Origin of the sequence: Muricoccus vinaceus, assembly GCF_042433125.1 — a bacterium.
GTDB classification, from domain to species: Bacteria; Pseudomonadota; Alphaproteobacteria; order Acetobacterales; family Acetobacteraceae; genus Roseomonas; species Roseomonas vinacea.
This window is the reverse complement of sequence record NZ_JBHLVZ010000002.1, coordinates 788,444-807,598: the sequence shown is the minus strand read 5'-3', so window position 1 is coordinate 807,598 and position 19,155 is coordinate 788,444. Positions and strand designations below refer to the sequence as shown.

The window sequence follows — 19,155 nt, the reverse complement described above, 5'->3', positions numbered from 1 at the left end:
AGAGGATGATCCTCCGCCGCGACGTCCTCTGCGCCCTCGCCCTCGCGGCCACGGGCTGTTCCCCGCTCGACCTCGCCAACGGGCTCACCCCTTCGGGTGGGATTTCGCGCCAGCCGGACATCTCCTACGGGCCGGGGGAGCGCGGGCGCTACGACCTCTACACCCCCGATGGCGCAAGCCCCCGCGCCCCCCTCATCGTCTTCTTCTACGGTGGCGGCTGGCGAAGCGGGGCGCGCGGCGACTACGGCTTTGCCGCCCGCGCGCTCGCCTCCACCGGTGCCCTCGTGGCCGTGCCTGACTACCGCCTTTTCCCCGAGGTGCGCTGGCCCGCCTTCGTGGAGGACGGCGCCGCCGCCGTGCGCGCCATCCGCGCGGGCCCTGGCCGCGATCGCCCGGTGATCCTGGCGGGCCATTCGGCCGGAGCCTTCAACGCCATGGCCCTGGCCTGCGACCCGCGCTGGCTGGGTGCGGGGCGGGACAGCCTGGCCGGCGGCATCGGCCTCGCCTGTCCCTTCGACTTCGGTCCGGCCGACGACCCCTCCGGCATCTTCGCCACCGCGCCCGCCGCCCGCGCCCGCGTGGCCCCGCCGGATGAGGCGGCGCTTCGGGGAACGCCGCCCCTGCTGCTGCTGCACGGCAAGGCGGACACCACCGTGCGCCCCGAACAGACCACCCGCTTCGCGGCGCTGGCCCGGTCCCACGGCGTTCCGGTGGAGGAGCGGCTTTATGATGGCGTGAGCCACGCGGGCATCATCGCCGCGCTTGCCGCGCCGTTGCGGGCCCTCGGCCTGGAGGGTGCTCCGGTGCTGGACGACGTCGCGCGCTGGTTGCCGGGACGGACCTCGCCCGGCCCGGCCTGAGCCGCCGTCACTCCGAGCGCATCAACACCGATTTGGCGGGATGCCCGATCTCGGGCCGCAGCATCAGCTGCCCCGCGCCACCTTCGGTGGAGCGGACCACCACCGCGCTCTCGTCCGGGTGGTCCAGGATCCAGTTCCCGGCCGCGAGAAGCGCATCGAACCGGCTCGCCCCGTTCAGGGCATAAACGCTGCCTTGATGCTCGAAGAGGGCAACGGTTCGCCCGGGCACCCCCTGCGCGCCATCCAGCCGTTCCCAACCGGGATGCGCCAGGTGGCGTGGCCGCACAACACGGTCCAGCACGGCTTCGAAACTGGGCAGGATCTCGCTTCGGGCAGACCGCCCCGTGGGCGTTCCTTCCGCTTCCGCCTCCAACCCGTCCAATAAAGAAGGGGCCGACTTCGTCCGGCCGACAGCCAAGCGAAGCACAGCCCCAAGCAGCAACACGGCAAGGATCGCCAAGCCACCCAGGCTCAGGATGGAGTCAACGCGCCCGCCCATCCGACCTCAGCAACGTCCTTTGCCGGTTCACCGATCACGGACGCGGCGAAAAACGTGGCAGCCGGCCCGTACGCCTTCCGCAGCGGAGATGGCGGTCGGCCCGCCATCCCCACCTTTCTCATCCAGGCTGCGGCTCAGCCCGCTGCCTCCGGCTCCCGCTCCGCCTCGCCGTCGCCCGAACCCTCGTCGGGCTTGGGCAGGGCGGCCGGTGGCGCCTCGGCGATGTCGAAGGTCAGCGCCCCATCCTTGAACCCGACCTTCACGGCCCCGCCCTTCACCAGCTTGCCGAACAACAACTCCTCGGCCAGCGGCTTCTTGACGTATTCCTGAATGACGCGGGCCAGCGGGCGCGCGCCGTACAGCGGGTCGTAGCCACGCTCGGCGAGCCACTCCTTGGCGGCGGAGGACAGCTCGATGGTCACGTTCCGATCCGCGAGCTGGGCCTCCAGCTGCATCACGAACTTCTCCACCACGCTGCCGACGATCTCCTGCGTCAACCCGGCGAAGGGCACCACGGCATCCAAGCGGTTCCGGAACTCCGGGGTGAACATCCGCTTGATCGCCTCCTCGTCCTCGCCGACGCGGACGCTGCTGCCGAAGCCGATAGCCGGCTTCGCCATGTCGGCCGCGCCCGCATTGGTCGTCATGATGAGGATGACGTTGCGGAAGTCGACGGTCTTGCCGTTGTGGTCCGTCAGCTTCCCGTGGTCCATCACCTGCAATAGGATGTTGTAGAGGTCCTGGTGCGCCTTCTCGATCTCGTCGAGCAGGAGCACGGCGTGCGGGTGCTGGTCGATGCTGTCCGTCAGCAGGCCGCCCTGGTCGAAGCCCACATAGCCAGGGGGGGCGCCGATCAGCCGGCTGATGCTGTGCCTCTCCATGTACTCGGACATGTCGAAGCGGATCAGCTCGATGCCGAGCGTCTTGGAGAGCTGCTTGGCCACCTCCGTCTTGCCGACGCCCGTGGGGCCGGAGAACAGGTAGTTGCCGATCGGCTTCTCCGCGTCGCGCAGCCCCGCGCGGGACAGCTTGATGGCGGCCGAGAGCGTCTCGATCGCCTTGTCCTGCCCGAAGACCATCGACCGCAGGTCACGCTCGAGGTTCTTGAGCACCTCCTTGTCGTCGGTCGAGACGGACTTGGGTGGGATGCGCGCGATCTTCGCGACGATGTCCTCCACGTCCTTCAGCGTCACCGTCTTGCGGCGCTTGTTCTCGGGCAGCAGCATCCGGGAAGCGCCGACCTCGTCGATCACGTCGATCGCCTTGTCCGGCAGCTTGCGGTCATGGATGTACTTGACCGAGAGCTCCACCGCGCCGCGGATCGCCTCCGGCGTGTACTTCACCTTGTGGTGCTTCTCGTAGTTCGTCTTCAGCCCGGTGAGGATCTTCACCGCGTCCTCGACGTTCGGCTCGTTCACGTCGATCTTCTGGAAGCGCCGGACCAGCGCCCGGTCCTTCTCGAAGTGCTGCCGGTACTCCTTGTAGGTGGTGGAGCCGATACAGCGCAGCGTGCCCTGGGCGAGCGCGGGCTTCAGCAGGTTCGACGCATCCATCGCACCGCCCGAGGTCGCACCGGCACCGATCACCGTGTGGATCTCGTCGATGAACAGGATGGCGCCGGGCTGCTGTTCCAGCTCGTTCACCACGGCCTTCAACCGCTCCTCGAAGTCACCGCGGTAGCGCGTGCCGGCGAGAAGGCTGCCCATGTCCAGCGCGTAGATCGTGGACTTGAGCAGGACCTCCGGCACGTCCTCCTCGATGATCCGCTTGGCCAGGCCCTCGGCGATGGCGGTCTTGCCCACGCCGGGGTCGCCCACGTAGAGCGGGTTGTTCTTGGTCCGGCGGCACAGGATCTGGATCGTGCGCTCGATCTCGTCGGCGCGCCCGATCAGCGGGTCGATCTTGCCCTGACCGGCCTTCTTGTTGAGGTTGACGCAGTAGTTGGACAGCGCATCGCCGCCCCGCTTCGCGCCACCCTCGCGCCGCTCCTCGCCGCCACGGTTCTCGCCCTCGCCGTCACCGTCCTTGCCCGCATTACCCTGCACGGGGCGGGTGGCGCTGCGGCCAGGAGCCTTGGCGATGCCGTGGGAGATGAAGTTCACCGCGTCCAGCCGCGTCATGTCCTGCAACTGCAGGAAATAGACGGCATGGCTCTCGCGCTCGCTGAACAAGGCCACCAGCACATTGGCGCCGGTCACCTCGTCGCGGCCCGAAGACTGGACATGGATCGCCGCGCGCTGAACCACCCGCTGGAAGCCGGCCGTCGGCTTGGGGTCGCCCCCGCGGTCGGTCACCAGCCCGGCGAGATCCTTGTCCAGGAACTCGGCCAGGTCGCGCTTGAGCTTATCCACGTCCACCCCGCAGGCACGGAGGACGGTGGTCGCATCCGTATCTTCCGCGAGGCTGAGGAGCAGATGCTCCAGAGTCGCGTACTCGTGCCGGCGCTCGCTGGCGAGGCCAAGGGCGCGGTGGAGCGTCTGTTCTAGGTTACGGGACAGCATGTCGTTCGACGCTCCCCTGTCTCGACGGCCGCCGGGATCTCCCGGCAGGGCACCCACCTGGGCACGAAGCTTGAGACGGCCGTACGCAAGAAGTCGATAGGTTCAATATTGGGTTCCCATCTCCGAACGCGGAGGGGCCCGGCGGGTTACGCCGTGTATCAGCGTCGGAATTCGCGACGGGGAAGCCCAAGCTCATTCTTTCTCGATCGTGCACTGGAGAGGATGCTGGTTCTGGCGCGCCAGGTCCATCACCTGCGTGACCTTCGTTTCTGCCACTTCATAGGTAAACACCCCGCAAACACCCACGCCGCGCCGATGGACGTGCAGCATGATGCGCGTGGCTTCCTCGCGGTTCTTCTGGAAGAACCGTTCCAGGACGTGAACAACGAACTCCATGGGCGTGTAGTCGTCGTTCAGCATCAGGACCTTGTACATGGTGGGCTTGCGCGTCCGGGGACGCGCCTTGACCACCACGCCGGTGGAGGGGCCCTCGCCACCACCGGCGCCGCCACCCGGCGGCGCGGCCGGAGGCTGCGGCCCTCCACCATCCCTGTCGGGCCCTTCCTTGTCCGGCCCGCCCTTTCGTGGACCGGCCCGGCCAAGCTCTTCCCACTGCTGGCCGGCCAGATTGCGTCCGGCCGCGGGCAGCCCGGTCCGGCGAGGTCCGGCCGAACCGCCGGATTGCACGGGCACGGCTCCCGCCTCGATCGATCCCGCTCTACCGCTCGGGCGCTTGTCCTGCTTGCTCATCGCCCCGCCATGGTCTCACGGATCACGGGCTTGCCAAGGGGCCACCGCGTCCGTTGCGCTGGAATTGTCTGTGGAAAGGATACCGGATCACGGCGCAGGAGGTGAAGCCTCACAGCGCCTGCGGGGATATGGGGCCTGACCCCGGCCCGCGCCAGGGCCCGCGGCCGGCGGACCGGTGGAGGAACCCGGCGGAAGAGGCCGGCGCCAGGCTTCGGCGCCAGAACTTGGGGCCGGAGTCGGGCGCGCAAACGCGAAGGCCCCGCCAGCCATCCCAGAGGGTGGCGGGCGGGGCCCGGCGGTCTGAGGCCGGCGGGGGCTCCCCCGCCGGCTTCTGTTGCTTCGGCTCAGGCGGCCAGCGGCTTGGTCGCGCGCTCGACGGCCTGGGACACGCGCTGGGTCACGGGCGTGGCCACCTGCTCCACGAGGCGGAAGGAAGCCTCCTGCAGCTTGGCGGTTTCGGACATCACCTTCTCCATGCTGCCGCGGGCGTAGGTCGCCTGGATCTCGGCGGCCTCCTTCAGGCTCTTCACGCCGGAAAGGGCGCGGGCACCCTCCAGGGCGTGGTCGGCGAGGCCCTGCATCAGGGCGAAGGCCTGGCGGGAGATCTCCTGGGTGCCGGTCATCCAGGTCTGGGTAACCTGCGTCAGGGTCTCGACATTGCCGCGCGAGAACTCGGCGAAGTCCTGGGCGGCCTTCATGCTGCCCTCGGCGGCCTTGCTGGCCTGCTCCATGCTGCGCTCCATGGCGCTGCGGATCTGGGAAGCGCCGGCATCGGCCATCTTGGTGGCGGTCGCGGTGCTGGCGGCGTCCGGGGTGATCGTCGGCGTGCTCACGGCTTCGGTGGCGATCCGGGCGATCTTGGGGGCTTCGTTGGCCATGGTGACTTCTCCTGGGGCTCTGAAGAGGCATGCCATGATCGAAGCCATGGCTTTGCTGCGCTGCAACATGGGGCTTGTATCAAGCGCAGCGAACGGCCGTCCACAAAATTTTGCGATGCAGCATAAAAATTATCCTTCCAGTGCTGCAACTTTGCCAGTGGGGCAGAAATGCAGCAATTTCCGTCCCATGCAGGAATTTTCCGCATCTTGCGATGGACAATCCCCGAAGGACCCTCCTATCGTCCGCCACAGCGCGGCTGGGGGGTCGCGTGCCGGTATGCCCGAGGGCGACCCGGCGACTGCCAGGATCCGCGGGGGCGGATCCGTTTGAAGGGGGATTACGCATGGGTGATGGTCTGGCCGCACGGAGCGGCTGGCGGCGCTGTACCGCCCGGTTCGCGGCCCTGCGAAGCGCCTCCCGCCTCCGATGGATGGCCGCCCTCATCCCCGCCGTGCTGGCCGCCCAGCCCGCCGCCGCCCAGATCGGCAGCGAGCGCTACGCTTCCTTCGTGATGGACGCGCGCACCGGCCAGCAGCTCGGCGGCGCCAACCCGGATGCGCCGCGCTACCCGGCATCGCTGACCAAGATGATGACCCTCTACATGCTGTTCGACGCGATGCGCGAGGGCCGCATCACCATGGACAGCCGCATCTACATCAGCGAGGAGGCCAACAGCCGCATGCCCTCCAAGCTGGGCGTGCCGCCCGGCATGACCATCCCGGTGGACGTCGCGATCTACGCGCTGACCATGAAGTCCGCCAACGACGTCGCCGTCGCGGTGGGCGAGGCCCTGGGCGGGACCGAGGAGCGTTTCGCCCAGATGATGACCATGCGGGCCCGCCAGCTCGGCATGACCAACACCACCTTCCGCAACGCGTCCGGCCTGCCGGACTGGGACCAGGCCACCACGGCCCGCGACATGGCCACCCTCGGCCGCCGCCTCTTCCTCGATTTCCCGGAGCGCTGGCACTACTTCGGCAACTCCAACATCCGCGCCGGCAACTACGCCTTCCGCAACCACAACCATATGCTCGGCGAGTACGAGGGCGTGGACGGGGTCAAGACCGGCTACATCAACGCCTCCGGCTTCAACAACGTCATTTCCGCCCAGCGGCAGGGCCAGCGGGTCTTTGTCTCGGTCTTCGGCGGCGCCTCCTGGATGGAGCGCGACCGCCACGCCGCGATGCTGCTGGATGACGGCTTCTCGCGCCTCGGCGTCGCGCCCACCACCCGGGTGCCCGACGCCGCCATCGCGGTCGCCCGCACGCCCCTGATCTTCGCCCGCGCCCGCGCCGCGACCATCGAGGCGCCGCGCTCCGCCATCCGCCAGGTCTCTCTCCGCGTGGTGCGTCCCGCCGCGCCGGAGCCCCGCGGCCGCAGCGCCGCCGCCGCCCGCGCCGAACTCCGCCCGCTGACCGTCCGCGTCGGCGGCCGCGCTGCCGCCACGCGCACCCGCCGGGTGATGGAGCAGGGCGACGGTGGCCGGGTCGTCCGCGTCACCACCCCGGCACGCCGCCCTGCCGCGGCGCCCGCCCGCGCCGCCGCAGCGAAGCCCAAGGGGCGCTGAGCCCGGGGGGGAGGGGGCTCGCGTCCCCTCCCGCCACCGTTCCTCAGACCATGCCGCCCCGGGCGGAAACCGGCCAAAGGCATTCCACGCGCCCGCCCCGCACGCCCACATACCAGTCGTAGCGGTCCACCGTCGGGTCGCAGTGCCCGGGCACCAGCCGCAGCCGCTCCCCCAGCTTCGGGCGCGCGCCGCCCTCCACCGCCAGCGCCCCGTGTTCGTCCGAGGCGCCGACATACCGGATCCCCGGGCGCTGCCAGACCAGCGGCAGCCCGGAATCCACCGCGACGGCCTTGTGCCCGGCGTCCAGCACCGCCACCCCGTCCCGCGGCGCGGACATCACCTGCGCCAGCACGAACAGGCTTTGCCGGAAGGGCGGCGGCGCGCCGTTGGCGGCGTAGTCGGCATCCATGAAGGCGTAGGACCCGGCCTGGATCTCCGTCCAGAGCCCCGCCTCGAGCTCCAGCTCGTAAGTGCCCGTGCCGGCGCCGCCCACGATCGGGCAGTCCAGCCCCTGCTGGCGCAGCTGCTCCACCGTGCGCCGCACGCCCTCGGCCGCCCCCGCGATGGCGGCGCGGCGCTCATCGGCCGTGCGCCGGTGCTGGGCGCTGCCGTGATAGGCCTGCAAGCCCCCGAAGATCAGGTGCGGCGAGGCCGCGATCCGCCCGGCCAGCGCGACCGCCTCGGGCCCGGGGTCCACGCCGCAGCGCCCGGCGCCCACGTCGATCTCCACCAGCACCTCCATCCGCCGCCCGGCCGCCTCGGCAACGGCGGCGATGGTGTCGATCCCCGCGGCGTCGTCGGCGCAGACCGCGACCTTCGCGATCCCCGACAGCGCCGCCAAGCGCCGCAGCTTGCGCGCATCCACCACCTGATTCGAAACCAGGATGTCCGGCACCCCGCCCCAGGCCAGGGCCTCGGCCTCCGCCACCTTCTGCACGCACTGCCCGACCGCGCCGCGCCGCATCTGCTGGTGGGCGATGGCCGCGGACTTGTGGGTCTTGGCATGGGCCCTGAGCTTCGCGCCGGTGCCGGCCAGCCGCGCCGCCATGGCGTCGAGGTTGGCCTCGAAGGCATCGAGGTCGATCAGCAGCGCGGGGGTATCGACCTCCTCCTCGCGCATCCCGGGCTCGGCAGGGGGGGCTTGCAGCATGGTGTCGGGCGCTCCGTCGTTCCCACCGGTTCTAGCCCGGGCGGGAACCGTGCGTCAGGCCCGGGCGCCACTCGTCCGGCGCGGCCATGCGGCGCGGCACCATCCAGGCACGCGCCCAGCGAAGGCCGCGCCCACTCCGGACACGAAGGGGTATCAGGCGGTAGCAGGCGCCCTCGTAGCGCCGCAGAGCGGCCATGGCGGACGGGCCGGGCCGCACCAGCGCGCCCTCCACCACGCCGCCCGCATGCCGCGCCAGGGTGGGATAAGCTGTTCCGCGGAAGACGACGCGGGCATGGCCGTGCAGCGCCGCCGGCCGCAGCCGCAGCGCCAGGCGGGGATCGCCGGACCGGCGCGCGAGCACGCGCCGGTCCAGCAGGGTGCCGTAAAGAAAGAGCGGGATCAGTGCCCCGCATTCTCCCCGGTGAAGTCCGGCGCCGCGAGGCCGCTGGCCTCGAGCTGCTTCGCGATCATAGCCTTCAGCCGCTCCAGCCCCTGGTCGCTGCTCGCCTCCGCGCGGGCCACCAGCACCGCCTGGGTGTTGGAGGCACGCAGCAGCCACCAGCCGTCCTGGGTCAGCACGCGCACACCGTCCACGTCCTGCACCTTGGCGCCCTCGGCGGCCAGGCGGTCCTTGACCTCCTGCACCACCACGAACTTGCGCTCCTCGGAGCAGTTGAAGCGAAGCTCGGGCGTGTTGATCACCTTGGGCATGGCGTCCCGCACCTGGGACAGCGTCTCGCCCATGCGCGCCACGATGCCGAGCAGCCGCACCGCCGAATAGGGTGCGTCGTCGAAGCCGTACCACTTGTCCGCGAAGAAGATGTGCCCGGACATCTCGCCGGCCAGCGGCGCGCCCGTCTCGGCCATCTTGGACTTGATCAGCGAGTGACCCGTCTTCCACATCAGCGGCGTGCCGCCGGCCTTGGCCACCTCGTCGAACAGCACCTGGCTGGCCTTCACGTCGGCGATGATGGTGCCGCCCGGCTTGCTCTTCAGCACGTCGCGCGCCAGCACCACCAGAAGCTGGTCGCCGAACAGGATGTTGCCGTCGTTGTCGACCACGCCGATGCGGTCGGCATCGCCGTCGAAGGCGATCCCGAGGTCGGCACCCTGCTTCGCGACCTCGGCGATGATCTGCTCGAGGTTCTTGGCCACCGTCGGGTCCGGGTGGTGCGCCGGGAAGTTGCCGTCGATCTCGCCGTTGATCACGGTGTGCCGGCCGGGCAGCCGCGCCGCCAGCATCTTGGTGATCTCGGCGCCGGAGCCGTTGCCGGGGTCCCAGACCACCTTCAGCGCGCGGTCGCCGCCGTCATAGTCCTGCATCAGCCGTGCGACGTAGTCCTCGGCGATGTCCACGCTGCGGGACGACCCCTGTGCCTCCTCCACCACGTCGCCGGCGGCGGCCATGGCGCCCAGTTCCTGAATGTCCTTCCCAAAGAACGGCTTCTTGCCGATCATCGACTTGAACCCGTTGTAGTCGGGCGGGTTGTGGCTGCCCGTCACCATCACGGCGCCGTCGGTCTTGAAGTGGTAGGAGGCGAAGTAGAGCATCGGCGTCGGCCCGCAGCCGATGCGGATCACCTCCATGCCCGAGGCCATGAGCCCCGCCACCAGCCGCTCCTCCAGCATCGGGGAGGACAGGCGGCCGTCATAGCCGACCGCCACCTTGGTCCCACCCGCGCGCGCGACGATGGAGCCGAACACGCGGCCGATGGCGAAGGCGTCCTCGCCCGAGAGGGTTTTGCCGACCACGCCGCGGATGTCGTACTCGCGCAGGCTGGTCGGGTCGAAGCGGTGGTTGAAGCTCGTCATGGTCCGGGGGCCCTTCAGCTCTGGCTCACTGGCGTCCGATGGATTGATAGGTGAGCCCGGCCTCGCGGAAGGCGGCTGGATCCCAGGCGTTGCGCAGGTCCAGCACCACGTCGCCGCGCATGGCGGCCTTGAGGCGATCCGGCGAAAGCGCGCGGAACTCGTTCCATTCCGTCAGCAGCACCACGGCATCCGCCCCCTCCACGGCGTCGAGCGCCGTTTCCGCAAAATGGATGCCGGCCGGCATCATCTGGCGGGCATGGCCGGGCTGGGGGTCGTAGGTGCGGATCGCTGCACCCGCCTCCACCAGCCGCGGCACCACCACCAGGGACGGCGCGTCGCGCATGTCGTCCGTCTCGGGCTTGAAGGTCAGGCCCAGCACCGCGACGGTCTTGCCCGCCGCAGAGCCGCCCAGCGCCGCAACCACGCGATCGGCCATGGCCTCCTTGCGCGCGTCGTTGGCCGCGATGGTCTGCTCCACGATGGTCACGGGCGCGCCCAGTTCCTGCGCGGTGCGCGCCAGCGCCAGCGTGTCCTTGGGGAAGCAGGAACCGCCATAGCCCGGCCCCGCATGGAGGAACTTGCGCCCGATCCGCCCGTCCAGCCCCATGCCGCGCGCCACGTCGTGCACGTCAGCCCCGGCCTTCTCGCACAGATCGGCCATCTGGTTGATGAAGGTGATCTTCACCGCCAGGAACGCGTTGGCCGCATACTTGATCAGTTCCGCCGTTTCGAGCCCGGTCTGCACGATCGGCGTCTCGATGAGGTAGAGCGGGCGGTACAGGCGGCGCAGCACCTGGAAGGCGCGGTCGCTCTCGGCGCCGATCACCACGCGGTCGGGGCGCATGAAGTCGCCGATCGCGTTGCCCTCGCGCAGGAACTCGGGGTTGGACGCCACGTCGATCTCGAGGTCCGGGCGGGTCTTCTTCAGGATCGCCTGGATCTTGCGCCCGGTGCCGACCGGCACGGTGGACTTGGTCACCAGCACCAGCGGGCCCTTGGCCGCCCGCGCCACCTGCTCGGCGGCGGCGAACACATAGGACAGGTCCGCATGGCCGTCGCCGCGGCGGGAGGGCGTGCCCACCGCGAGGAACACGGCGTCCGCGCCCTCCATCGCCTCCGCGAGGTCGGTGGTGAAGCTCAGGCGCCCGTCGCGCGCGTTCTCTTCCACCAGCCGGTCCAGCCCGGGCTCGTAGATCGGGATACGGCCCGCCCGCAGCGCCTCGACCTTGGAGACCTCCGTGTCCACCACGCAGACATCGACACCGAATTCGGCGAAGCAGGCCCCTGAGACAAGCCCGACATAGCCTGCCCCAATCATCGCGACGCGCATGAGAACCCCCAGTCCAGCCCCCGGGGAGGGGGCGTTGCAGGACGGTTCCTTATCCCCCCCGCGCCGCAGGGTCGATATGCCGGACCCGCCTCATTGCGCCGCCAACATCGATGTGATCCCGAACCGACGCCGCGCGGACCCGCGCGGCGCCGCTTCCGGAAACGGGCGGGTTCAGCCCATGTACTTCGGCAGGAAGGCGTGCACCGCCGCCGCCAGGTCGGGGCGCTTCACCGCGAAGGCGATCTGTGCCTCCAGGAAGCCCGCCTTGTCGCCGCAGTCGAAGCGCCGGCCCTCGTAGCGCAGCCCGTGGAAGGGCTGCTGCCCGATCAGCTTCGCCATGCCGTCCGTCAGCTGCACCTCGCCGCCCGCGCCCTTCTCCATGGCGGAGAGGTAGCCCACGACCTCAGGCATCAGCACGTAGCGCCCGATGATCGTCAGGTTCGACGGCGCATCCTCCACCTTCGGCTTCTCGACCAGCCCCTTGACCGAGACCAGCTTTCCCTTGTCCTCGGCCACGTCGAGCACGCCGTACTTGTTCACGCGCTCCATCGGAACTTCCTCGATGGCCACGACGTTGCCGCCCGTCTCCATGTAGGCGTCCGCGAGCTGCTTGGTGCAGGAGACCTCGCACTGCATGAGGTCGTCCGGCAGCAGGATGGCGAAGGGATCGTCGCCGATGAAGCTGCGCGCGCACCAGATGGCGTGGCCCAGTCCCATCGGCACCTGCTGGCGCACGGTGGTGATGGAACCAGGCTGCAGCGCGGCGTCACGAAGATCCGCGAGGATGGTATCCTTGCCACGCTCGGCCAGCGTCCGCTCCAGCTCATAGGCCACGTCGAAGTGCTCGACGATCGCGGTCTTGCCGCGGCCGGTGATGAAGCAGAACTGCTCGATACCGGCCGCCCGCGCCTCTTCCACGGCGTACTGGATGAGGGGCTTGTCGACGATCGGCAGCATTTCCTTGGCCAATGCCTTGGTGGCGGGCAGGAAGCGTGTTCCCAGGCCGGCGACGGGCAGGACGGCCTTTTTCAGCGGCTTCAGCACGGCCAGCGATTCCCCTTTGCTATGGTGGGTTGAGATGTGCCACGGACCACACGTAATGGAAATGGTTCGCGCTCAGCCCAGCAGGGCGTCGCGGGCTGCGTTCAGCCGAGCGGCCAGCCAGTCCGACCCGCCCGCGTCGGGATGGGCCGTCCGCATCAGCCTCGCATGGGCCGCCCGGATCTCGGCCTCCGTCGCGCCCTCCGACAGGCCGAGGACCGCCAGCGCCTCGGCGCGCGGCGTGGCCGGCGAAGGGGCACCCCCGTCGTCCCGCCAGCCGGGATGGCCGTGGTCCAGCCAGGCCTCGAGCAGCGGCACGCTCTCCGGGTCGTCCGATCCCACCTCGTCCAGCAGCGCCCGCAGGGCCCCGCGATCCAGGTCCGCCAGGTCGCGCCCAGCCCAGCGCCCGCGCAGCACCCGCCCGGACAGCGTGCCGGAGGCCGGGTCCAGCCGCATGGACAGGGTGGCGGTCTCCACCAGGTCCGGCGCCGCGCCGCCGAGCCCCCCCGGCGGCTGTCGCGCCTTCCACCAGCGCCAGGCCACCGGCCCGAACAGGAACAGCGCCCAAACGACCTGACCCGCCCGCCCGGCGATCACCAGCGCCGCCACCAGCACGATGCCGATCCCCGCCGCCGCGCCCGCCAGCACGGTTTTCACCTGCCCCACGCTGGCCGCGCTGAAGGCGCGGAGCCCCCCGGCCGCCAAGGCCAGCAGGATCGCCCCCGCCGCCAGCCAGATCATCGCGTGGGCCCCCCGATCTGGGCCAGCAGGCCTCCGGCGCCCGGCAGCTTCGCCAGCGCCTCCCGCCCGCCCGTGGCATAGGTGGCCGCGCCCCGCAGAAGGGCGGCCAGCGCGCCGGGGCTGCGATGGTCGAAGGGCGCCCAGGCGCCGCCCGAATGCCGGGCGATGCCGCGCAGAACGGGGGTCGCGCCGGGGTCGTCGCCCTCCTGGAACACGAAGGCCGGCACGCCCCGCGCGCCCAGCCGGGCGGCCGCGCGCCAGATCGGGTCCGGCTCCTCCTCCACGGCATCGCCCACGAAAACCAGCGCGTGCAGCCGCGCCCGGGCCGCCTCCGCCTCGGCATGGCGCAGCAGGCGCAGGATCTGGGTGTGCCCGCCCCGGCAGGACACGCCCGTCATCTGCGCCGCCAGCGCGGCGGGGTCGGACAGGAAGGCCGATGCCACGAACTCTCCATGCCCCCGGAAATAGGCCAGGCTCACCGTGAGCCGCCCTGCCGTTGCCCCGAACATCTCGGCCTGCACGTGGCAGGCGCGGTCCCAGGTGGGCTGGCGGCTGGCCGTCGCATCCACCGCGAAGATCAGCCGCGCGGGGGAGGGCGCGGCCCGCAGGCTCGGCACGGAGGCCGCCCGTTGCAGGAATGCGGACACCGCGCTGCGGGGCTGGTCGGGTCTGGGAGCGGGAACGGGCGGCTTGGCCATGGAATGGACATGGTGCCGGACCCCGCCCCGCGAAACACCGGAACGAGTGGCGCCCCTGCCACGCTTCGCATAGCCTCCCGGCGATCAAAGGAGCCGCCGACCCGCCATGCGCCGCCGCAGCCTGCTGCTTGCCACCTGCCTCTCCCTCGGTGGCCTTCACCTGGGTGGCCTTGTCCTGCCCGCGGCCATCGGTGCCCTCGCCCAGGCGGAAGGGGAGCGCCAGTTCGACGCCGCCGCCGCCCGCCTGCGCGCCGGGCTCGGGCCCGACTCCGCGCTGGAATGGCGCAGCCGCAGCATCGATCCCGTGACCGGACAGGCCCGCTTGCAGGGGGTGGCCATCCGGCGCGGCAAGGAGCGCATCTCGGCCGAGGAAGCCACCTTCAACGACCTCCGGGCCGACCGCGTCGGCCGCGCCGTGTTCACGGCGGTGCGGGTGGATTCGCCGAACAACGACCCCGCCCGGTCCAACACCCTCACTGCCGCCCGGGTCGTGGCCTCCTCGCTCCTGCTCCCCGCCCTCGCCGGCGGCCCCGGCGTGGACTGGTCGGCCGCCGCGGTGGAGGAAGCCGTGGCCGAGGGCCTGCGGGTGGAGGCCGCCGACAGGTCGGGCGCCGAACTCGGCCGCCTCAGCATCGCCGGCTACGCCCCGGGCAGCGTGCGCGAGGCCGTGCTGGAGGGCCTCCGCTTCACCGACAGGCGGGATGGCGAGACCCGCATCCAGCTCGGCCGCGCCCGCCTGGCCGGGGCGGCCGTGCCGCGCCTGGGCCAGCCCTTCGACCCTTGGGCCCTGGCCGCCGACAGCGCCCTCCTGGAAGGCCTGGAGGTGTCCGTGGAGAAGGACGACGTCCGCTTCCGCCTCGGGCGCACGCAGCTCGACAACTGGGGCGAGGGGCGCCTCTCCGCCCTGGCGGTGGAGGGCCTGGCGGTCGAGGGCGCCGCCCCCGGCAGCGGCCCCTTCACCGCGGAGGTCGGGCGGATCGGCCTCTCCGGCGTCGCCGGGCGCGACACGGCCTATGCCATCGCCAACGACCTCAACCCACCCCAGTCGTCCCCCGGTCAGGACCAGACGGGCGCCATCGAGGGCATCGCCGTCGCGCTGGGCGGCACACCGGTGCTGCGCATCGCCGCCATCCGGGGCCTGAACACCTGGGACACGGCCGTGCCCGGCACCGAGCTGGGCCACCTTGGCGTGGATGGGCTGACCATCGACCTGCCGGCGGAATACGGAGGCGCCTGGCTGGACTCGCTGGGCTACAAGCAGATCCAGGCCGCCATCGGCATCGACACGCGCCTGAGCCGCAAGGACGAGCGGCTGGCCGTCGAGCCCTTCGCCATCGACGCGACGGGCATGGGCCGATTCGGCCTGTCCATGGACGTGCGCGGCTTCGACGTGCCCGTGCCCGGCCAGCCCGTGGCCGACGACCCCATGGCGCTGATGGCCAACTGGTCGGTCGCGGGCATGGGGCTGCGCTACACCGATCTCGGCCTGCTCCGCGCCCTGATCGCCCGGCAGGCGGCGCAGGAGCGGGTGCCGGAGCGCCAGCTTCGCGACCGCTACGCCCAGATGGCGATGCGCACCCCGCTGCCCGGCGCCGGCCGCGGCAAGGAGGCGCCCGGCGTCACCCGCATCCGCGAGGCCCTGGCCAGCTTCGCGCGCGACCTCGGCACCATCGAGCTGACCATCCGCCCGCCCAAGCCCGTCGCCTTCCTGGAGGCGGTGGGCTTCGCGGGCATGCCGCCCGAGCAGGCCGTGCGCGAGCTCAACCTCACCGCGCGCGCCACCCCGCCCGCGCGCTGAACACCGGCCCGGCCGGCCCCTTGCGGGCCGGCGGGCCTCAGCCCGGGTGGGCCGCGGCCAGGGCCGAGAGGTTCACGATGCCCCGCGCCGTGGTGGTCGGCACCATCACGTGCACGGGCTTGTTCATGCCCAGCAGCATCGGGCCGAGCTGCAGCCCATCCGCCGCCGCCTTCAGCAGGTTGTAGGCGATGTTGGCGGAATCGAGGTTGGGGAACACCAGCAGGTTGGCCGAGCCGGTCAGCCGCCCATCCTTGATCGCGCGGTCGCGGATCGCGGGCTCCAGCGCGGCGTCGGCGTGCATCTCGCCATCCACCTCCAGCGCCGGGTCGCGCTCCTGGATCAGGCGCAGGGCGTGCCGCATCTTGCGGGCCGAGGGCGCGTCCGAGGCACCGAAGGACGAATGCGACAGCAGCGCCACGCGCGGGGTGGCGCCGAAGGCACGCACCTGCTCGGCGGCCAGCAGCGTCATTTCCGCCACCTGCTCGGCATTGGGCTCCAGCAGCAGGTGGGTGTCCACGAAGAACAGGGCCCCGGCCGGCAGGATCACGCCGGTCATGGCGTAAACCCTGTTCACGTCGGGGCGCTTGCCCACGATGTCGAAGGCCTGGTGCCAGTGGGTCATCCACTCGCCCGTGCCGCCCACGATGGCCGCGTCCACGCGCCCGGCTTCCAGCAGCAGGGTGGCCGCAACCGTCGGGCGGGTCCGAAGGGCCCGCGCCGCCGCGTCCGGCGGAATGCCGCGCCGGCCGACCTTGCCCTGGTAGAGCGGCAGCAGCGCCTCGGCCAGCTCGGCATCGGCGTCTGGGTCGATCACCGTCACGCTGTCCTCGAGGTCCATGCGCAGCCCCATGCTGCGGACCTTCTCGGTGATCACCTCGCGCCGGCCGATCAGCACGGGCTCGGCGATCCCCTCGTCCAGCACGGTCTGCACGGCGCGAAGCGTCCGCTCGTCCTCGCCCTCGGCATAGGCGATGCGGTGGCCGGCATTGCGGGCGGCGGCGAAAACCGGGCGCATCAGGTCGCCCGAGCGGAACACGAAGCGCTCCAGCTCCCGCTTGTAGGCCGCGAAGTCGGCGATGGGCCGGGTGGCGACGCCGGTGTCCATGGCGGCGCGCGCCACCGCCGGCGCGATCTCCAGGATCAGGCGGGGGTCGAAGGGCTTGGGGATGATGTAGTCGGCCCCGAAGATCGGCGCCTGCCCGCCATAGGCCGCGACCACCACCTCGCTCGCCTCGGCGCGCGCGAGGCGGGCGATGGCCTCCACGGCGGCCACCTTCATCTCCTCGTTGATGGTGGTGGCGCCGGCATCGAGGGCGCCGCGGAAGATGAAGGGGAAGCAGAGGACGTTGTTGACCTGGTTCGGGTAGTCGGACCGTCCCGTGGCCACGATCGCATCCGGCCGGGCCGCGCGCACCGCCTCGGGCAGGATCTCCGGCTCGGGATTGGCCAGCGCCAGGATCAGCGGGCTCGGCGCCATGCCCGGCAGCCATTCCGCCTTCAGCACGCGCGGCGCGGAAAGCCCCAGGAACACGTCCGCGTCCGGCAGCGCATCGGCCAGCGTCCGGGCATTGGTCGCGCGGGCGTAGCGCGACTTGTAGGGGTCCATCAGGACCTCGCGGCCCTCGTAGACCACGCCCTCGATGTCGCAGACCGTGATGTTGTCGCGCCGGGCGCCCATGGCCACCAGCAGGTCCAGGCAGGCCAGCGCCGCCGCTCCGCCGCCGGAGGTGACGATCCTGGCCTCCGAGAGCCCCTTGCCCTGCAGCACGAGCCCGTTGCGCACCGCCGCCGCCACGATGATCGCCGTGCCGTGCTGGTCGTCGTGGAAAACAGGGATCTTCATCCGCGCGCGGAGCGAGCGCTCGATCTCGAAGCACTCCGGCGCCTTGATGTCCTCGAGGTTGATGGCGCCGAAGGAGGGCTCCAGCACCGCCACGGCCTCGACGAACCTTTCGGGGTCGCGCTCGTCCACCTCGATGTCGATGGAGTCGATGTTGGCGAACTTCTTGAAGAGGACCGCCTTGCCCTCCATCACCGGCTTCGACGCCAGCGCGCCGATGGCGCCGAGCCCCAGCACCGCCGTGCCGTTGGTGATGACCGCGACCATGTTGCCGCGGGTGGTGTAGTCATAGGCCTTGGAGGGGTCGCCCGCGATCTCCATGCAGGCCGCCGCGACCCCCGGCGAGTAGGCCAGGCCCAGGTCGCGCTGGGTGGCCATGCGCTTGGTCGGCTCGATGCTCAGCTTTCCCGGCCTCGGCAGCCGGTGATAGTCGAGCGCGGCTTTGCGGAAATCCTCGTCCATGCCCCGGTTATGGCGCCGCGAACGCCTCGGCGCCAGCCGGGAACCGGTGCCCCCCGCGCGGCGTTGGCCCCTGGCATTCGAAATGGAGGCGGCGATGGCGGAACCATCCGGCGGCAAGCGCATCATGCGCCCCGGTGACGAGGCCCCGGCGGGAACGCCGGGCACCGACGAGGTCGTGTGCCCGGAATGCGAGGGCGCGGGCGAGCTGATCGGCAAGCCCTGCATCGCCTGCAACGGCACGGGCATGGTGAACCGGCGGCCGGAAGACCGCGAAAGCGCCTGAGAACCGGATAAGGCCTGAGAACCGGATAAGGGAGGACCAGCCGGCCCCTGGGAGCGGCGGCCCGGCCGCGCTACATGGCGCCGGCGGGTGCCTCGCTGGCCCCATGGTGGTTTGAGGAGGGCGCTGGTGCGGTCAAGAAGATTCGAACTTCCACGGGGTTTCCCCCACCAGCACCTCAAGCTGGCGCGTCTACCATTCCGCCATGACCGCAGGCAGGCGGCGGCGTATAACCGATGAGCGCGGCGGCAGCAACGGGGGTCGAGCCCTCCGACCGCAGGATTTCCGATCCGGCGATATCCTGGCTGATCTCCGACGGCCGCGTTTCCGTGCCCGAGGCCCTGGCCGCGATGGAGCAGCGCGCGGCCGGGATACGCGCCGGCACGGCCGGGGAAGCGGTCTGGCTGGTGGAGCACCCGCCCTCCTACACCGCAGGCACCTCCGCCCGCGCCGAGGGGCTGCTCGACCACCGCTTCCCCACCTTCGAGGCCGGGCGCGGCGGCCAGTGGACCTATCATGGCCCGGGCCAGCGCACCGCCTACGTGATGCTGGACCTCACCCGGCCCCACGGCAGCGTCCCCGCGCGGGATGTGCGCGCCTATGTCCATGGCCTGGAGGAATGGATGATCCGCGCGCTGGACCGCTTCAACATCCGTGGCGAGCGGCGCGAGGGCCGGGTCGGCATCTGGGTGGAGGACCGGACGGCCGGCACCGAGTCCAAGATCGGCGCCATCGGCGTCCGGGTGTCCCGATGGGTGTCCTGGCACGGCATCGCGCTGAACGTGGAGCCGGACCTTTCGCATTTCGGCGGCATCATCCCCTGCGGCATCAGCGGCCACGGCGTCACCAGCCTGCACGCGCTGGGGATCACCGCGACCATGGAGGAGGTGGATTCCGCCCTTCGCGCCACATGGCCCGAGGTTTTCGGATAAGGCGGGAATAATCTG

17 protein-coding genes and 1 tRNA gene are annotated in these 19,155 nt (G+C 71.1%); 5 read left to right on the top strand and 13 right to left on the bottom strand.

Annotated features, from left to right (window positions below; all coding sequences use genetic code 11):
- The first annotated feature begins 5 nt into the window (after nucleotides 1–5).
- Nucleotides 6–860: an alpha/beta hydrolase gene (locus ACFFIC_RS05600; protein WP_377049149.1), complete on the top strand. Its 855-nt coding sequence runs from the start codon at nucleotides 6–8 to the stop codon at nucleotides 858–860.
- A 7-nt stretch (nucleotides 861–867) separates the two neighbouring features.
- Here ACFFIC_RS05600 and ACFFIC_RS05595 read toward each other — a convergent pair whose 3' ends face one another.
- The 4 genes from ACFFIC_RS05595 to ACFFIC_RS05580 form a co-directional block, all read right to left on the bottom strand.
- Nucleotides 868–1,146: a hypothetical protein gene (locus tag ACFFIC_RS05595; protein WP_377049148.1), complete on the bottom strand. Its 279-nt coding sequence runs from the start codon at nucleotides 1,144–1,146 to the stop codon at nucleotides 868–870.
- 347 nt (nucleotides 1,147–1,493) lie between these two features.
- Nucleotides 1,494–3,860, bottom strand: a complete 2,367-nt coding sequence (clpA, locus tag ACFFIC_RS05590; protein ID WP_377049147.1) for an ATP-dependent Clp protease ATP-binding subunit ClpA — start codon at nucleotides 3,858–3,860, stop codon at nucleotides 1,494–1,496.
- Nucleotides 3,861–4,052: 192 nt separating this feature from the next.
- Nucleotides 4,053–4,487 (bottom strand): ATP-dependent Clp protease adapter ClpS, encoded by a 435-nt coding sequence (clpS, locus tag ACFFIC_RS05585; protein ID WP_377049286.1) that lies wholly within the window; start codon nucleotides 4,485–4,487, stop codon nucleotides 4,053–4,055.
- A 467-nt stretch (nucleotides 4,488–4,954) separates the two neighbouring features.
- Complete coding sequence (locus ACFFIC_RS05580) at nucleotides 4,955–5,488, bottom strand: phasin family protein (protein ID WP_377049146.1); 534 nt, start codon at nucleotides 5,486–5,488, stop codon at nucleotides 4,955–4,957.
- A 431-nt stretch (nucleotides 5,489–5,919) separates the two neighbouring features.
- On the opposite strand from ACFFIC_RS05580, the gene ACFFIC_RS05575 reads away from it, so the two are divergent.
- Nucleotides 5,920–7,056: a D-alanyl-D-alanine carboxypeptidase family protein gene (locus ACFFIC_RS05575; protein ID WP_377049145.1), complete on the top strand. Its 1,137-nt coding sequence runs from the start codon at nucleotides 5,920–5,922 to the stop codon at nucleotides 7,054–7,056.
- A 43-nt stretch (nucleotides 7,057–7,099) separates the two neighbouring features.
- Here the strand turns inward: ACFFIC_RS05575 and ACFFIC_RS05570 are convergent, their stop codons facing one another.
- The 7 genes from ACFFIC_RS05570 to ACFFIC_RS05540 form a co-directional block, all read right to left on the bottom strand.
- Complete coding sequence (locus ACFFIC_RS05570) at nucleotides 7,100–8,206, bottom strand: DSD1 family PLP-dependent enzyme (protein ID WP_377049144.1); 1,107 nt, start codon at nucleotides 8,204–8,206, stop codon at nucleotides 7,100–7,102.
- A gap of 31 nt (nucleotides 8,207–8,237) precedes the next feature.
- The gene (locus ACFFIC_RS05565) at nucleotides 8,238–8,606 is read right to left on the bottom strand and encodes a gamma-glutamylcyclotransferase family protein (RefSeq protein WP_377049285.1); all 369 of its coding nucleotides are present in this window, start codon (nucleotides 8,604–8,606) and stop codon (nucleotides 8,238–8,240) included.
- Complete coding sequence (gene pgmG / locus ACFFIC_RS05560) at nucleotides 8,606–10,018, bottom strand: phosphoglucomutase/phosphomannomutase PgmG (RefSeq protein WP_377049143.1); 1,413 nt, start codon at nucleotides 10,016–10,018, stop codon at nucleotides 8,606–8,608. The genes ACFFIC_RS05565 and pgmG overlap by 1 nt, the downstream gene beginning before the upstream one ends.
- A gap of 25 nt (nucleotides 10,019–10,043) precedes the next feature.
- A complete protein-coding gene (locus ACFFIC_RS05555) occupies nucleotides 10,044–11,348 on the bottom strand; it encodes a UDP-glucose dehydrogenase family protein (RefSeq protein WP_377049142.1) in 1,305 nt (434 codons plus the stop codon).
- Nucleotides 11,349–11,519: 171 nt separating this feature from the next.
- The gene (gene galU / locus ACFFIC_RS05550; protein ID WP_377049141.1) at nucleotides 11,520–12,392 is read right to left on the bottom strand and encodes a UTP--glucose-1-phosphate uridylyltransferase GalU; all 873 of its coding nucleotides are present in this window, start codon (nucleotides 12,390–12,392) and stop codon (nucleotides 11,520–11,522) included.
- Between the two features lie 72 nt (nucleotides 12,393–12,464).
- The gene (locus ACFFIC_RS05545) at nucleotides 12,465–13,130 is read right to left on the bottom strand and encodes a J domain-containing protein (protein WP_377049140.1); all 666 of its coding nucleotides are present in this window, start codon (nucleotides 13,128–13,130) and stop codon (nucleotides 12,465–12,467) included.
- Nucleotides 13,127–13,828 carry a vWA domain-containing protein gene (locus tag ACFFIC_RS05540; RefSeq protein ID WP_377049139.1) on the bottom strand — a complete coding sequence of 234 codons (702 nt, stop codon included), beginning with the start codon at nucleotides 13,826–13,828 and terminating at the stop codon, nucleotides 13,127–13,129. Before ACFFIC_RS05540 ends, ACFFIC_RS05545 begins: the two co-directional genes overlap by 4 nt.
- A gap of 106 nt (nucleotides 13,829–13,934) precedes the next feature.
- Here ACFFIC_RS05540 and ACFFIC_RS05535 point away from each other — a divergent pair, with 106 nt between their 5' ends.
- The gene (locus ACFFIC_RS05535) at nucleotides 13,935–15,626 is read left to right on the top strand and encodes a hypothetical protein (protein WP_377049138.1); all 1,692 of its coding nucleotides are present in this window, start codon (nucleotides 13,935–13,937) and stop codon (nucleotides 15,624–15,626) included.
- Nucleotides 15,627–15,663: 37 nt separating this feature from the next.
- Here the strand turns inward: ACFFIC_RS05535 and ACFFIC_RS05530 are convergent, their stop codons facing one another.
- Nucleotides 15,664–17,928 carry an NADP-dependent malic enzyme gene (locus tag ACFFIC_RS05530; protein WP_377049137.1) on the bottom strand — a complete coding sequence of 755 codons (2,265 nt, stop codon included), beginning with the start codon at nucleotides 17,926–17,928 and terminating at the stop codon, nucleotides 15,664–15,666.
- A gap of 94 nt (nucleotides 17,929–18,022) precedes the next feature.
- Between ACFFIC_RS05530 and ACFFIC_RS05525 the strand changes: the two genes are divergently transcribed.
- A complete protein-coding gene (locus ACFFIC_RS05525) occupies nucleotides 18,023–18,211 on the top strand; it encodes a hypothetical protein (RefSeq protein ID WP_377049136.1) in 189 nt (62 codons plus the stop codon).
- Between the two features lie 124 nt (nucleotides 18,212–18,335).
- Here the strand turns inward: ACFFIC_RS05525 and ACFFIC_RS05520 are convergent.
- Nucleotides 18,336–18,421: transfer RNA gene (locus ACFFIC_RS05520), tRNA-Leu, on the bottom strand.
- A gap of 23 nt (nucleotides 18,422–18,444) precedes the next feature.
- On the opposite strand from ACFFIC_RS05520, the gene lipB reads away from it, so the two are divergent.
- Nucleotides 18,445–19,140 carry a lipoyl(octanoyl) transferase LipB gene (gene lipB, locus ACFFIC_RS05515; protein WP_377049135.1) on the top strand — a complete coding sequence of 232 codons (696 nt, stop codon included), beginning with the start codon at nucleotides 18,445–18,447 and terminating at the stop codon, nucleotides 19,138–19,140.
- Nucleotides 19,141–19,155: the final 15 nt, after the last annotated feature.